Origin of the sequence: Paractinoplanes hotanensis (assembly GCF_023717965.1) — a bacterium.
GTDB classification, from domain to species: domain Bacteria; phylum Actinomycetota; class Actinomycetes; order Mycobacteriales; family Micromonosporaceae; genus Actinoplanes; species Actinoplanes polyasparticus.
This window is the reverse complement of record NZ_JAMQOL010000052.1, coordinates 1-13,886: the sequence shown is the minus strand read 5'-3', so window position 1 is coordinate 13,886 and position 13,886 is coordinate 1. Positions and strand designations below refer to the sequence as shown.

The 13,886-nt window shown below is 70.8% G+C and carries 12 protein-coding genes; 9 read left to right on the top strand and 3 right to left on the bottom strand.

The annotated features are described in order from the left end of the window. Positions 1–49: 49 nt before the first annotated feature. The 9 genes from LXN57_RS35030 (at position 50) to LXN57_RS34990 (ending at position 9,616) form a co-directional block, all read left to right on the top strand. Positions 50–373 (top strand): antibiotic biosynthesis monooxygenase family protein, encoded by a 324-nt coding sequence (locus LXN57_RS35030; RefSeq protein WP_251802527.1) that lies wholly within the window; start codon positions 50–52, stop codon positions 371–373. 10 nt (positions 374–383) lie between these two features. Next, on the top strand, positions 384–1,406 hold the full coding sequence (locus tag LXN57_RS35025; protein ID WP_251802526.1) for a sugar ABC transporter substrate-binding protein: 1,023 nt from the start codon (positions 384–386) through the stop codon (positions 1,404–1,406). 53 nt (positions 1,407–1,459) lie between these two features. After that, on the top strand, positions 1,460–2,971 hold the full coding sequence (locus LXN57_RS35020) for a sugar ABC transporter ATP-binding protein (protein ID WP_251802525.1): 1,512 nt from the start codon (positions 1,460–1,462) through the stop codon (positions 2,969–2,971). Continuing rightward, positions 2,968–3,972, top strand: a complete 1,005-nt coding sequence (locus LXN57_RS35015; RefSeq protein WP_251802524.1) for an ABC transporter permease — start codon at positions 2,968–2,970, stop codon at positions 3,970–3,972. The genes LXN57_RS35020 and LXN57_RS35015 overlap by 4 nt, the downstream gene beginning before the upstream one ends. A gap of 120 nt (positions 3,973–4,092) precedes the next feature. Continuing rightward, positions 4,093–5,379 (top strand): hydantoinase/oxoprolinase N-terminal domain-containing protein, encoded by a 1,287-nt coding sequence (locus LXN57_RS35010; protein ID WP_251802523.1) that lies wholly within the window; start codon positions 4,093–4,095, stop codon positions 5,377–5,379. Between the two features lie 7 nt (positions 5,380–5,386). Continuing rightward, a complete protein-coding gene (locus LXN57_RS35005) occupies positions 5,387–6,496 on the top strand; it encodes a DUF917 domain-containing protein (RefSeq protein ID WP_251802522.1) in 1,110 nt (369 codons plus the stop codon). Between the two features lie 94 nt (positions 6,497–6,590). Then, on the top strand, positions 6,591–8,105 hold the full coding sequence (locus LXN57_RS35000; protein ID WP_251802521.1) for a PucR family transcriptional regulator: 1,515 nt from the start codon (positions 6,591–6,593) through the stop codon (positions 8,103–8,105). A gap of 89 nt (positions 8,106–8,194) precedes the next feature. Further along, positions 8,195–8,659, top strand: coding sequence for a DIP1984 family protein (locus tag LXN57_RS34995; protein WP_251802520.1), 465 nt, complete (start codon positions 8,195–8,197; stop codon positions 8,657–8,659). Between the two features lie 315 nt (positions 8,660–8,974). Then, positions 8,975–9,616, top strand: a complete 642-nt coding sequence (locus LXN57_RS34990) for a hypothetical protein (protein WP_251802519.1) — start codon at positions 8,975–8,977, stop codon at positions 9,614–9,616. A gap of 211 nt (positions 9,617–9,827) precedes the next feature. Here the strand turns inward: LXN57_RS34990 and LXN57_RS34985 are convergent, their stop codons facing one another. Genes LXN57_RS34985 through LXN57_RS34975 form a run of 3 tightly spaced genes read right to left on the bottom strand, consistent with a single transcriptional unit; the run spans position 9,828 to position 13,188 of the window. Next, positions 9,828–10,091: a hypothetical protein gene (locus LXN57_RS34985; RefSeq protein WP_251802518.1), complete on the bottom strand. Its 264-nt coding sequence runs from the start codon at positions 10,089–10,091 to the stop codon at positions 9,828–9,830. Next, entirely contained in the window at positions 10,084–12,759 is a 2,676-nt protein-coding gene (fxsT, locus tag LXN57_RS34980) for an FxSxx-COOH system tetratricopeptide repeat protein (RefSeq protein ID WP_251802517.1), read from the bottom strand. The genes LXN57_RS34985 and fxsT overlap by 8 nt, the downstream gene beginning before the upstream one ends. Before the next feature lie 15 nt (positions 12,760–12,774). Beyond that, positions 12,775–13,188 carry an RIP homotypic interaction motif-containing protein gene (locus LXN57_RS34975; RefSeq protein ID WP_251802516.1) on the bottom strand — a complete coding sequence of 138 codons (414 nt, stop codon included), beginning with the start codon at positions 13,186–13,188 and terminating at the stop codon, positions 12,775–12,777. Positions 13,189–13,886: the final 698 nt, after the last annotated feature.

Below are 13,886 nucleotides of genomic sequence, written 5' to 3'. Positions count from 1 at the left end.
CACCGTCAGCATTTGCCCACTCCAACCACCCGAGACAACGGGGGTACCGATGATTCGCAGCGTCCTCAGTCTTCAAGCCGCCGCCGGCCTCGGTGGCGAGCTGGAAGCCTTCTACGCGGATCAACGGATCCTGGAGCGGGCCCGGGCGTTCCCCGGGTGCCGTGCCGCCGAACTGTTGCGATCCGTTGACGACAGCCCCGCGACCCACCTGGTCATCGCCGACTGGGACTCGGCCGCGGACTACCGCAACTGGGTCGACGACCCGTGGCGAGCCTCTTTGTCCGAGGGGCTCTTCGCACTGCTGGACAAAAACGACGACGAGCCGCTCGTTGGCGGAGTTTTCGAGCTCGTCGAGCTTCTTTCGCAGAACTAGAGGAGCACCAGTGATACGAATCGCCCGACCCCTCGCCGTCGGCCTGGCCGCCGTGGCGGCCCTGACCGCCTGCAGCAACCCCAACAACAACGACAACGCGGCGGGGAGCGCGGCCTCCGTCGCCCCGGCCGACAAGAAGCTCAGCATCGGCTTCTTCGGGTTCGCCAAGGCGAACTCGTTCGCCCAGGCCACCTGGGCCGGCGTGCAGGAGTACGCGAACGCCAACAACGCCGAGGCCACCTTCCTCGACTCCAACTTCGACGGGCCGACCCAGGTCAACCAGCTGCAGGACGCGGTGACGTCCAAGCGCTACGACGTGGTCATCGTGCAGGCCAACGACGGCACGGCGATGGTCAACCCGGTCAAGCAGGCGGTCGCCGCCGGCATCACCGTGGTCATCGAGTTCACCCCGGTCGGCGGCAAGTACGACACCATCGAGCCGCAGGTGCCCGGCACCGTCAACATCATCGACCCGCCCACGGTCAACGGCGACGGTCTGGCCAAGATGGCGCTCGAGGGCTGCAAGACGGTCACCGACGCCGCCTGCAAGGTGGCCTACTTCCAGGGCTTCGCCAACTACCCGCTGGACACCGCCCGCACCGACGCCGCGGTCAAGGCGCTCAAGGCCGGCGGCGCCGCCGAGGTCATCTCGAACTTCGTCGGCGGTTACACCCCGGACAGCGGCCGCGGCGCCATGCAGAACCTGTTGCAGGCTCACCCGGACGTCAACGTGGTGATCGGCTCGTCCCAGGCGCTGCAGGGCGCGACCCCGCTGGCAGCCGGCAAGAAGATCACCTTTGTCGGCAACGGCGGCTCGCAGCAGGCCTACGACTTCGTGGCCAAGGGCACCTGGTACGGCACGTACGCGATGCCGGAGAAGGCCCAGGGCGCCAAGGCGGCCGAACTCGGCATCAAGAAGGCCCGCGGCGAGAGCGTCCCCGAGGCGACCGACGCGTGCACGACCCTGACCGACTACGCCTGTCTCGGCACCAAGGACAAGCTGGCCGGCAAGACGGCGGACTACTCGGACTGACGGCGGACGGCGCCGGGGAGCCTCCCCGGCGCCTTTCGTCTTGAGGAGGCCAGATGAGCAGTCAGAAAGCGCCGTCGATCGCGGTGCGCGGCGTCGGCAAGAGCTACAGCGGCGTCACCGTGCTGCACGACATCGACCTGGACATCGCGCCGGGCGAGGTGCACGGCCTGGTCGGCGAGAACGGCGCCGGCAAGAGCACGCTGCTGAAGATCCTGGGCGGGGCGATCAAGGCGGACGCCGGGACGCTGAGCTTCGACGGCGAGCAGGTCAGCCTGGGCAGTCCGCGCGACTCGATCGCCCACGGCATCAGCCTGATCTCGCAGGAGGGTGCCCTGGTGCCGGCGCTGTCGGTGCTGGACAACGTGTTCCTGGCCCGCTGGTCGCACCGGGGCGGCCTGGTCAGCGCCCGCTCCGACCGCAAGCGGCTGGCCGCGCTGCTCGAGACGACCGGCTTCGCGGTGGACCCGGACGAGCGGGTCGACCGGCTGCCGATCGGTGTGCAGCAGCAGGTCGAGATCCTGCGCTCGCTGGCCCGGGGCGCCCGGGTCATCGCCATGGACGAGCCGACCGCCGTGCTGGCCGAGCACGAGAAGGAGAACCTGCTCGCGCTCATCCGCAAACTTGCCGCGGGCGGCACCACCATCATCCTGGTCTCGCACTTCCTGGAGGAGGTGCTGTCGGTCGCCGACCGGATCACCGTGCTGCGCGACGGCGCGCTCATCCGTACCGTGACGGCTTCCGAGACCTCGCCGCGGGAACTGGTCGGGCACATGGTCGGCCGCGAGATCGACGTGCTCTACCCCGACCCGCAGCCGGTGCCCGACGGCTCGCCGGTGGTGCTGGCCGCCCGCGGGCTGCGCCGGGGCCTGGTCAACGGCGTCGGCCTGGAGGTGCGCTCGGGAGAGATCCTCGGCATCGCCGGCCTGGTCGGCAGCGGGCGTACGGAAACCTTGCGGCTGCTGTTCGGGGCCGACCGGCCGGTCGAGGGCGTCGTCGAGGTCGACGGCGTACGGCTGGCCCAGCACACGCCGAGGGCCGCGATGGCCGCCGGCGTCGCGATGGTGCCCGAGTCCCGCAAGGAGCAGGGACTGGTCATGCAGCGCTCGATCGCCGAGAACGTGGCCCTCTCGTCGCTGTCCGGGCGGCGCTCCGGGCCGTTCGTGAAACGCCCGGCGGAGAAGACCGCGGTCGGCGAGATCAGCAAGTCGGTCGACATCCGGGCGGCCAATCCCGAGGCCGCCATCGAGACGCTGTCCGGCGGCAACCAGCAGAAGGCGCTGTTCGCCAAGTGGCTGCTGCGCAACCCCAAGGTGCTGCTCATCGACGAGCCCACCCGCGGCGTGGACGTCGCCGCCAAGACCCAGATCCACCACCTGATCACCGGGCTGGCCGCCGAGGGCATGGCCGTCGTGTGCGTGTCGTCCGAGATCGAGGAACTGCTCGCGCTCTCGCACCGGGTGCTCGTGCTGCGGCACGGCGAGCCGGTCGGCGAGTATCCGCGCGGCACCACTCCGGAGGTCGTCATCGCCGCCGCGTTCGGTTCGCACGAAGGAGAACCCAGTTGAGCGTCGACACCACGCCACAGACCGCCGCAGCGCCCTCGCCGTCCGCGGGCAACAACATGTCGCGCCTCGCCTTCCGGATGCGCGACTACGGCATCGTGGCCGCCCTCGTCATCATCGTGATCGCGCTGTCGCTCAGCACCGACACGTTCCTGACCAGCGGTAATTTGGTCAACCTGCTCGACCAGACGGCGGTGCTGGGCCTGCTGGCCACGGGCGCCACCATCTGCATCATCAGTGGCGTCTTCGATTTGACGGCCAGCGCCACGCTCGCCCTCTCGGCGATCATCGGCGTCCAGGTCGGCCGGGTCACCGACGTGTACGTCGGGTTCGCCGCGGCCGTCGTGGCGGGCGCGCTGCTCGGCTTCGTCACCGGCACGGTCGTGGTGCGCAGCGGCGTCAACTCGTTCGTCGGCACGCTGGCCACCAGCCTGGTCTACCGCGGCCTGGCCGTCATGGTGACCGGCGGCGCGATCGTCTATCCGCTGACCGCGTCGGCCGAGAACTTCGGCATGCTCACGTGGCCGTCCCTGTTCGGGCTGACCTCAGCCACGATCATGTTCGTCGTGGTGGTGGCGATCCTGGCCGTCGTGGTCTCCCGCACGACGTTCGGCCGCCGGCTGTACGCGGTGGGCGGCAACGCCGAGGCGGCCCGCTTGTCCGGCATCCGGGTCGGCTCGATCCACGTCACCGCCTTCATGATCAGCGGTGTGTGCTCGGCGCTGGCCGGGCTCATCCTGGCCTCCCGGGCCGGCTCGGCCCAGTCGACGATGGCGACCGGCATGGAGCTGACCGCGATCGCGGCCGCCGTGGTCGGCGGCACCAGCATCCTCGGCGGCGAGGGCGCGGTCTGGCGGGCCCTCGTCGGCGCGCTGCTGCTCACGCTGATCGGCAACGGCTTCAACCTGCTCGGCTGGGACACGATCTACCAGCAGGTTCTCCAGGGCCTGCTGATCCTGTTCGCCGTGACCATGGACCGCTGGCTGCGAAAACGTAGCCGCTGACCACAAGGGCCCTCCGGCGGATCACGCGGCGCTGCGGCGTGGCCCAGGCGCCGCCAGCCACCACCTGGACCTCGCCTCGCTCCCACGTGATCCGCCGGAGGGCCCTTGTACGATCATCAAATGCCTGCTCAGGGCGATGATGTCGCCCACATCGGGGTCACTCTGCGCCCGCACCGGGCCCACGCCGCGGTGGTGCACGGCGCGACGGTTCTGCCGGTGGAGCCGGTCGCGCCGGCCCGCGCCGATCTGGAGGGCGTGATCGCGGCGGCTGTCGGGGTGGCGTTGCGCGCCGCTCCCGGCGGCGCCGGCGCGGTCACCGTCGACCTCGCCCCGCTGCTGCTGGACACCCTCGTGCGTACCGAGGCCGAAGTTCCGCCGGTGGCTGCCGTCCGGATCGTGCCGCGCGCGGCCACCGACCCGGCCCTGGCCCGCTCGCCGGCCGAACTGGTCGAGCGGCGGATCGCCCGCCGCTGGACCGTGGCCGGCGGGCACGACCTGCTCGGCAACGAGCTGACCCCGCTCGACGGGGACGGGTTGGCCCTGCTCTGCGAGGAACTGGCCGGCACCGGCATCCGGCACGTGGCGATCGTCGCGGCCGGCTCGCAGGCCCGCCCGGCGCACGAGCGCGAGGTGGCCGACGCGATCCTGGCCGCCGTCCCCGGCGCGCACGTCTCGGTGGCCAGCGACTACGGCGGCCAGGGACTGGTGGCCCGGGAGGCCACGGTGGTGATCGACAGCGCCCTGACCGCGCTCACCGAGCGGGTACTCGACCGCTGCGAACGTACGCTGGCCCGCCTGCCCGGATCGCTCGAGCTGCGCGTGGCCCGGGGCGACGGTGGCTACAGCACGCCCTCGCGCATCCGGGTCACCCCGGTCGTGGCGTTCGGCGCCACCGAGGCGCTGGAGCTGTGCGGCGCCGCTCACCTCGCCGGGCTCGACGACTGCCGGGTGCTGCTGTCGCGCGACGGCCGCCCGGTGGCCGGCGAGGTGCGGCACGGCCTGGCCGTAGTGCGCCCGGACGTGCCCGTGGGCATCGGCACCGAACTGGTGGTGCCGATGGCGGTGCTGACCGGGGCGCCGCCGGACTCCTATCCCGGCGGGGCCGACGTCCCGGTGATCCGGCCCGAGGCGCCGCCACACGTGCTGGCCTGCGTCGGGGCCGCGATCAGCCAGCCCGCCTCCTGGCTCGACGAGGTTGCCTTCATCGAGTCGGCGGCCGAGCTCGACCACGTCCGCCGCGACGCCGAGGAAAGAGCTACCGCGATGGTGATGGCCAACGGCGCCGCCCCCGGCTCCACGCGCGTGGCCGAGGTCTCCACGGTGGCCGTGCCCTACAGCCCGTCGGGCACGATCCGCATCCGGGTGCGGGTCGCCGGCTCGCCGGACACGTCGCTGGCCGGCCGGTGAAGTCCCGGTGACCGGGCAGCCCGGCTACATCGGCGCGAGCGCGTCGATCACCGCCGAGGACGTGCCCGCCCTGTACGAGGGGGCCAAGTTCTACTCGCCCGCGGTCGGCGACGCCAACCGCTCGTCGATCACGTCGTGGCTGGCCGGTCTGCTCGACCGCAACGGCGCGGTGCCGCTGCTGCGCGTCGAAGCCGTTCCCCCGGAGACGCCGTGCGTGTCGGTGTGCGTGCTGGGCTCCGGCTCGGCGATGGCCGACCTGCCGCCGGCGGGCGACGAGTTCGAGATGGCGGTCCGGCAGATCGAGCGGCTGCAGCGGGTCTCGTTCGGCGCCGTCTATCCGCTGGCCGCCGCCACGATCAGCGCGCTGGTCGCCGTGGTGGCCGCGGCCCAGCTGCGCGTCCCGCTGCTCGACGCGGACGGCATGGGCCGGACGTTCGCCCTGATCCACCACACCGCGATGCACCTGTCCGGGGTGTCCCCGACGCCGCTGGCCGCGGTCGGTCCGACCGGCGAGAGCGTGCTGGTCGAGGTGCCGTCCGGGCCGCGCGCCGACCGGATGCTGCGGGCGAACGTGGACACCGTCGGCGGCTGGGCGGCCCTGGCCGCGTACCCGACCACCGCCGGCGTCCTGCGCCGCGCCGCCCTGCCCGGCACCGTGTCGCGGATCGCCAACGTGGGGCGGCTGCTGCTCGACCGCACCGACCCCGACGTGCTGGTCACCCGGCTCGGCACGATCACCGGTTGCCGCCGGCTGGCCCGCGGCCGCATCGCCGAGCTCGAGCACCTGAGCCGGCCCAGCGACGTCACCATCCCGGCCCACCCCTCCAGCCTGGTCGTCGAGGAGACCGGCGGGCTCGGCCGGCAGCTGCGCATCGAGCTGCGCAGCGAGATCGTGGCGGTCTTCGCCGACGGCGCGCTGGTCGCCGGCGCCCCCGACCTGATCAGCCTGCTCGACGTCTCCCGGGGGGTGCTGGCCACGCTGGACAGCCTCGAGCCGGGCGACCTGGTCGACGTGCTGGCGACCCCGGCCGACGCGGTCTGGTACTCGCCCCGGGGCATGGAGATGGTCGGCATGGGCTCGCACGGCATCCCCCTGGCCCACCCGAGGCGCCGATGATTGCCTCTTTGCCGGGCCGCGCTGCTTTGCCGGGCCGCGCTGCTTTGCCGGGCCGCGCTGTTCTGTTGGGGCGCGCTTCTTTGTCGAGGCTCCGATGAGACGTACTTCGACGCTGCCCATCACGCTCGGTGAGCTGGCCCGCATCCAGCCGCTGGCCGCCGCCGAGCCGCACGTGGCCGACGCGTCCCGCACGGTCGAGCAGGTGGTGTTGGCCGAGACGTTCGACCGGCTGCGGCGCTGCACCCCGCACGTGCTGGTCGTGCTGCACAACGAGGCGGCCACGGGCGGCTGGTCGCTGGCCGCCGCCCTGCACCTGGCCTGGGAACGCAACCTGTCGGCGGTGGTCGTCGCACGCTCCGTGGCCGGCGGCTCCAGCGTCGCGCTGGCCGAGCGCCTCCACATGTCGCTGATCCTCATCGACGACGACCCGGTCGACGTCGCCCTGCAGCTGGCCGGGCAGGTCAGTGCGCCGGCCGCGGCCCGCGCGCTGCGCCAGGCCCGGCTGGCCGAGCTGCTGGCCGAGCAGACCGGCATCCGCGGCGTGCTCGGGGTGCTCAACCGCGAGCTGCAGCAGGTGCCGGTCGCCCTGGTGATCGGCGGGGTGGTGATCGCCGGGCAGAGCGCGGCGCTGACCGAACGGCCGCAGGTACGCCAGATCGAGGTCGAGGTGCACGCGCCGGGGGAGCGGTCGGCCGCCCGCCTGGTGGCCGCGGTCCCCGTGTCCGGCCCGGCCTCGGTCGAACAGGTGGAGTCGTTGCTCCGGCTGGCCCGGCCGTCGCTGCAGGCGGCGTGGGCGCAGAGCCGCCTCGACGCCGCCACCCGGGCCGCCCACGAGCAGGCAGCGTTCGGCCTGCTGCGCCGGCTGCCGTCCGCGCCGCCGCCGGCCGGTGAGCAGGCCGGCATCGAGGTTCCGGCCTGGACCAGCGAACTCGGCTGGCAGGTGGGCGAGGCCAACCGGGCGGTCTGGCTGGCGCCGCTGCGCCCGTCCGGCGAACCCCCGCCCGAGATCACCTACCTGATCCGCGCCTCGTGGCAGCGCGGCCATTCGACCTGGCCGCTGGTGGCCGAGGGCGACGGCTGGATCTCGTGGCACAGCGGCGCCGACCCGGACGACGTGGTGGCGCTGCGCCGCGCCCTGGCCGGGTTCCGCGACTCGGCGGTCGCCCACCGGCTGGTGATCGGGGTCGGCCGGGCCCACGCCGGGGTGGCCGGCCTGATGCGCTCGGTGGCCGAGGCCCGGCTCGCCGCGCACGTGGCCCGCGAGGGCGGGCCGGGCGCGGTGCAGTGGTTCGACCAGGTGGGCGCGAACGCGGCCCTGGCCTGGCTGCCCACCACCGAGATCGCCCAGGTGGCCGACCTGTGCCTGGAGGAGCTGATGGCCGCCAAGGACCGGGCCGCGCTGGTGCAGACGGTGCTCGCCGTGCTCGATGCGGGCGGGTCGCTCAGCCAGGCGTCGCAGCATCTCGGCGTACACCGCAATACGGTTCTGGCCCGGCTCGCCCGGGCCCGCCAGCTCGGCCTGACCTATGACGAGCCCGGCCAGCGCCTGGCCCTGCACGTGCTTTCCTACGCCTTGACCGCGCTGTGGAGCGACAACGCCGCCGACTGAGCGCCTGCGCCCGGCCGCGTTGCCGTACTGGCCCGGCGCCTGCTGAATTATCGGAGGCGGCCCCGATCTTGGGCCGCCATACTGCTTCCATGAAACTTGCCGAGGCTCTCGCGCTGCGCGCAGATGCGTCGCGCCGCGCCGAACAGCTCCGCTCCCGCATCACGGGCAGCGCCCGCTATCAGGAAGGCGAGACGCCCGCCGAGGACGCCGCGTCCCTGCTGACCGAGGCGGGCGAGGTGCTCGACCAGCTCGAGTCGCTGATCCGCCGGATCAACCGCACCAACGCCGCCACCCCGGTCGACGGCGGCACGCTGACCGACGCGCTCGCCCGTCGCGACGTCCTGCGCCTGCGGCACAGCATCATCAGCGCGGCTGCCGACGCCGCGTCCGGCGAGGGCCAGCGCGGATACCGGCAGCTGCGCTCGGAGCTGAGGATGATCCCCGCGCTTCCGGTGGCCGAGATCCGTCGCCGGGCCGACGACCTGGCCCGGCAGATCCGCGAGGTCGACACGACGATCCAGCGGACGAACTGGGAGGTCGACCTGCTCGACTGACGAACGCGGAGCAGGTAGCCGACGTGGAGGCGCGCACGAACCCGAGAGCCGGCGGGTAATCCGGCTCACGCCTGGCGCGCCGGGGGCAGGCGCGGGGGTTCGATTCCCTGACACACAACGCATGCCCAGCACGCAACACAAGTGACGGCGCACAGGGCACAGCACACCACCATGTGTGGATCCACGACGGCGAGGGCGGGCAAGGGGAACTCCGCGTTCCACCATCGACAGACCGGCGATACGCCGCAGTTGCTTCATGTGAGGCGGCCGGTCGGCGGAAGCGAAAATGTCGTACGTGTGTTCGAATATGGCTGCATGTTGGAAGAGGTGCAGGTCGGTGAGGACGTGGCGAAACTCGCCGCGGCCTCGCTGTGGCCGCTGAACGACGACGACGTCATCGACACCCTGCGCATGGCGCATCGGCTGGAGCAGGCGGCCGCGGCGTTGCAGGCACGGCTGGTGCAGCAGGCTGTCGTCCGCAAGCTGCCCGCCCGGCACGGGCACCGCAACACCACCGGCTGGCTGCGCTCCCACCTGCTTCTCGATCCCGGCCCGGCTCGCGAGCTGACCGAGCGCGCCGCCGTCCTGGCCCGCCATCCCGAGCTGGAACAGGCGCTGCTCGACGGCCGAGTCGACACCCGTCAGGCCATCGTCATCGCCGCCGCGTCCGACACCGTCAAGGCCGAACTGACCGAGCTCGGCGAGTCCGGCCCGGCCGACGACGGCCGGGTGACGCACGAGGCCACCACCACCCTGATCGAGCTGGCCGACCGGCTACCGGCCTACCAGCTGCGCCGGGTCGGTGAACGCATCCTCGCCCACGTCGCCCCGCAGCTGGCCGAGGGGGCCGACGAGCAGGCGCTGGCCCGGCAGGAAGCGCGCGCTCATCGAGCCCGCGCGTTCACCCTGTCGACTCCGGTCTGGCCGCGAACCCGTTCCGGATCTTCCCGCGAGTGATCGTGAGCATGGCCTGGCTCCCCGCCCGTTCATTTCACCAGGATGAGCGTCGTGAGGGCGATCCCGTAAGCGGCCACGGCGAGGTGGAGGCCGGTCCACAACCAATGCAGCCGTATCCGGTGCAGGACCGGATACTTCCGATAGTGCCGGTCTCGGGCAGGATCAAGGTTTGGGTCGTCGGTGAGCACGGCGAGGCTTTTTAGGGTCTGGGTCAGCGCCCGGGCTTGGGTGAGGTGGTATTCGGCTCGCTCGTGGTACTTGGCCGTGGACAGCGCGCCGTACAACCCAGGCCGACGATGAGCAGCGCTACCGCCAGCGTGCCCCGGGCGAATTGCTGCTGGACGATGAATCCGCTGAGCCCGGCCGTGATGGCCAGCAGATAGTTGGTCAGGACAGATCTCTGCGTCTCGGACTGGCGCAGCTGCTGCCGGTGCTCGTTGAGGTAGGCGAGCACCGCCGTGGACTGATCACTCATCGTCCGCCTCCTTCGATTCTCGTCCGTTTTGTTCGTTCAGCGCGGCCCGGATGGCGCGAGTCTGCGGGTGTTCCCGGCCCAGGGCCGTTTCGCTGATCCGCAGAGCGACGGCAAAATTCCGCTGCGCCTCCGCCTGTTCACCCATGTCGCCGCGGACCCGGCCGAGGTTGTAGTGCCACAGGGCCAGTGCCGGGTGGTTCGGTCCCAGCTCGGTCAGCCCAATTCGAAGCGCATTCTCAAGCGCCGTCTGGGCTCCCTTCAGGTCGCCTTGCGCGCGCAGCACATTGGCGAGGTTGTTCAGCCGGATCCCCACGTCCGGTGCGCTCGGGCCCAGCGCTTCCCGGCTGATGGCGAGCGCGAGCTCCGCGTGTTCGCGAGCCGCGGGGTAGTCGCCGAGGGCCTGCAGCGCGCTGCCGAGGTTGTTGTGCAGCTCCGCTACCTCGGGGTGTTCCGGCCCGAGCAGGACTTCCACGATGTGCAGGGAGCGCTCGAACTCCCGGGAGGCGGTGGTCGTATCGCCCATTTCCAGCAGTACATTGCCGAGACCGTTTCGCATTCGGCCGGTCTCGAGCCCTTCCGGATCCGCCGCTGCACTGATCTCCACGGCATTCTCCCAATGGGCTCGGGCGTCCTCGTAACGGCCTAGTGACTGCACGGCGCCGGCCAGGGCAGCATGTCGTCGGGCGGTGGCCTCGATCCGCAGGGCCCGCTCGAAGTGCATGGCTGACTCCGTCAGATCGTTCAGCAGCCGGGCGGTGTTGCCGACGTCGTCGAGCCGCGCCGCGACATGAGGATCGTCGGGGCCAAAGGCCTCCTCGGCGGCCCGCAACGCCAGCCTGTACTGGTAACCGGCCGAGAGCATCTCGTCGAGGTCGACAAGGAGGCGGCCGAGCTCCGCGTGCCGGTCGGCCAGTTCGAAATGGTTGGTGCGGTTCTCGGCCAGGCTTTCCGCGGCCTGCTCGGCGAGCGACCTGGCCTGCCGGTACAACCCCTGCTCGCATAGGTAGGCCGCGCCACGGACGAGTAGCCAGGCGCTGTCCAGCCCCGCCGTCTTCAGCCGGCGCGCGTGACCAGTCGCGGTGATCAGCTGAGCAAGGAACGGTCCCCGTTCGGCGGCCGGGGCGCCGTCCGGGAACGCGTGCCGCAGCAGGGCGGTCGCCGTGCTGGCCCACTCGGTCTCAGCCTCGGCGGTGAGACGTGCCCTGATCTGGGCCTGCACGAGCCTGTGTAGCTTCAGCTCATGCGGGCCGGCCGCGATTAGCGAGAATCGACGGAGCGCCCCGATGAGCCGGTCATACGCCAGGGACTTCGCCGCTACGGTCGCCAGTTGATCGGGCAGGATGCCGGGCGCGGTGACGGGAAGGTTGCGCGGCACCGCCGGCTCGAGGTACGCGAGAAGACTCAGCAACTCCTCGGCGGCCGGCTCCTGCTGGCGGACCTGATCCAGCGATACCGCCCACACGGTCGCCACGCGCTGATGGTTGGCATCCGCCTCGTCCTCGGCCGACACCGGCGCCAGGCCGAACAGCTCCCGTGCTTGCTCCCGCAGCAGGTCACGGTAGTGCTCGAGACCAGAGCCGGTTTCGTCGAGAAACGTCGCCGCCTCCTCCAGCGCGAGCGGCAGGTCGCCCACCAGGTCGGCGATCTGGGCGAGGAGCCCCGCGCGGTCGGCGTCGGCACCGGTTCGGTGGTGCAGGAAGTCGACCGATTCGGCTCGGGTCCATACGTCCAGCGGGAGGGCTACCGCCCGCGGCGACCAGGTGGGCGAGCGGGAGGTGATTAATACATCGCCGGCGCCGGTTGAAAGCAGTGCTCTCAGGTCCTCCAGAGACTGGGCGTTGTCGTAGATCAATAGCCAGTCGCTTCGGCCCCGCAGCTCGTCGAAAAGCCTCGTCGCCGTCTCGGCCTGGTCGGCCCCGTCGGCTATCCCGAGTCGGCGGGCCAGGGCGGCGAGACCGGCCCAGATAGAGGTCACCTGCTCGGCGTCGATCCACCAGATGAGTCCGTAGTCACTGGCGTAGCGGTGGGCGTATTCCCGGACCAATTCGGATTTTCCCACCCCGCCGAGTCCATGCACGGCGACGGCAGGCGGCGCGGGCTCGGCACGCAGGGCCGAGTAAAGCCGCAGGAGATCGTCCTTGCGGCCGGAGAAGGCGGCGCTCCGGCTCGCAAGGTTGGAGATTGCGGGGCCGAGGCCGGGAAACCTGCCGGAGTCCGTCCGCGCGCCGGGGAAGGCAGCGGTTTTCTGCCGGGCACGGTTCTCGTCCGCTGCCGCGAGGAGCCGGCGGCGAGCGACATCCTCGTCGACGCCCACCAGGTCCACCCAGACTCGGCTGGCGAGAAGGCCGGGCGGCTTGCAAGCCTGAACCAGGACGGGAAGCAACAGTCGTTTCTCGCCGGTCGGGTCACGCACGAATGCCGCGCCCCATTCGGCCTCTCCGAACTCGGAGGTGAGGTAGGCGGGCGACAGCACGGCAATTGTTCGATGCGCCGTAGCGGCGGCCTCCTGCATGCGGTGCACGAAGTTCGTGCCGGGCCGGAAGTCGAACGTCTGCACCACGGTCGTGTAGTTCGCGCGCTCGAGCTCGACGGCGATCCATTCCGCCCAGCCCCGGTTGACGCCGGCGAAGGAGATGAAGAAGTCGCGTCCAGCCACGCCGTCGGTCACTGAGTCGTCCCTGGCTTAACCGAACGTGTTGTGCTGAACGTTGCTGTCGCCGATCTGGACGCCGTGCGCGCCGGTGATGTTCACGGTGTATTTGCTCGGGCTGCCCTGCCCCTGCCCGGCGAGGATGTCGGTTATGTCATGGTGCAGTTGGGCGTCGTCGGTCAGCGCCTTACGTACCTGAGCCCGCAGTAGATCCGCGCCGGAGTCGTCGTCAGGGTGCTCACCAAGTTCGGTAACGGCCTCCTGTACCTGCGCCGTTCGGGCCGAGGTCAGCAGTCGACCGAGGAGCCGACGCCCCAGTCGTACCGAGCGGTCGGCTGCGGCATCGTCGGCCGACGATGTGACCTGCTCTACGACGGCGCGTCCGTAAGCGGCCACGGTGGCCGTGAGATACGGGAGCACTGCTCCCGCCAGCGAACCGGCATCCACGATGGCTACTCCTCTCAAAAGGATCGTTTCCTACAGTACGGTCACACGCATCACCCGATCGGAGTACATCGATCAGCCAGGCTGGTGGTGTCCCAGCGCCGCAGCCCCCGCGCCAACGACCGCGTGCGCTCTACCACCTCTGCGGACCTCGCCGACATATGAGCCGAGCCCGCAACGGGCTCGACCGCCTCACGACTCAGCGCAGGCTGGCACTGAGCGGTCCTCGCCAGCATGAACTGACACAACCAGCGGAGAGAGAGTCAGCTGCCATGGGTGTTACCTCATGATTTACCCGATCGTTCTGTACGTTTCTGTGTTGTCTTATGGTGATCCTGGTGCTGACTTGCTGTTAGCGAGTGCTGGGTACTATTGACCCACGCCAGAACCGTCGATCACACATGGATCACACGACCGGCGGCGTCGCTGCCCGTGCACTGCACCGCCCGCCGGCCGTCATCAGCGTGACGCAAAAGCCGCCCGGGACCGCCGGTCGAACGGGTCGACCGCACATCGATCACACGGGTCGGACGGCCCGACAGTCCAGTCACTATCCGTTATGGGACTGCGATGATCGCGTGCACGGATTTGCCGAGAACAATGCACTCGATCAAGCCGCATGCGGCGTTGCCAAAGAGTCAAGGTTGACGGCTGCGGGTGTGGTTCCTGTGCGTTGCCTCAATGATCAGTTCACCAACCGA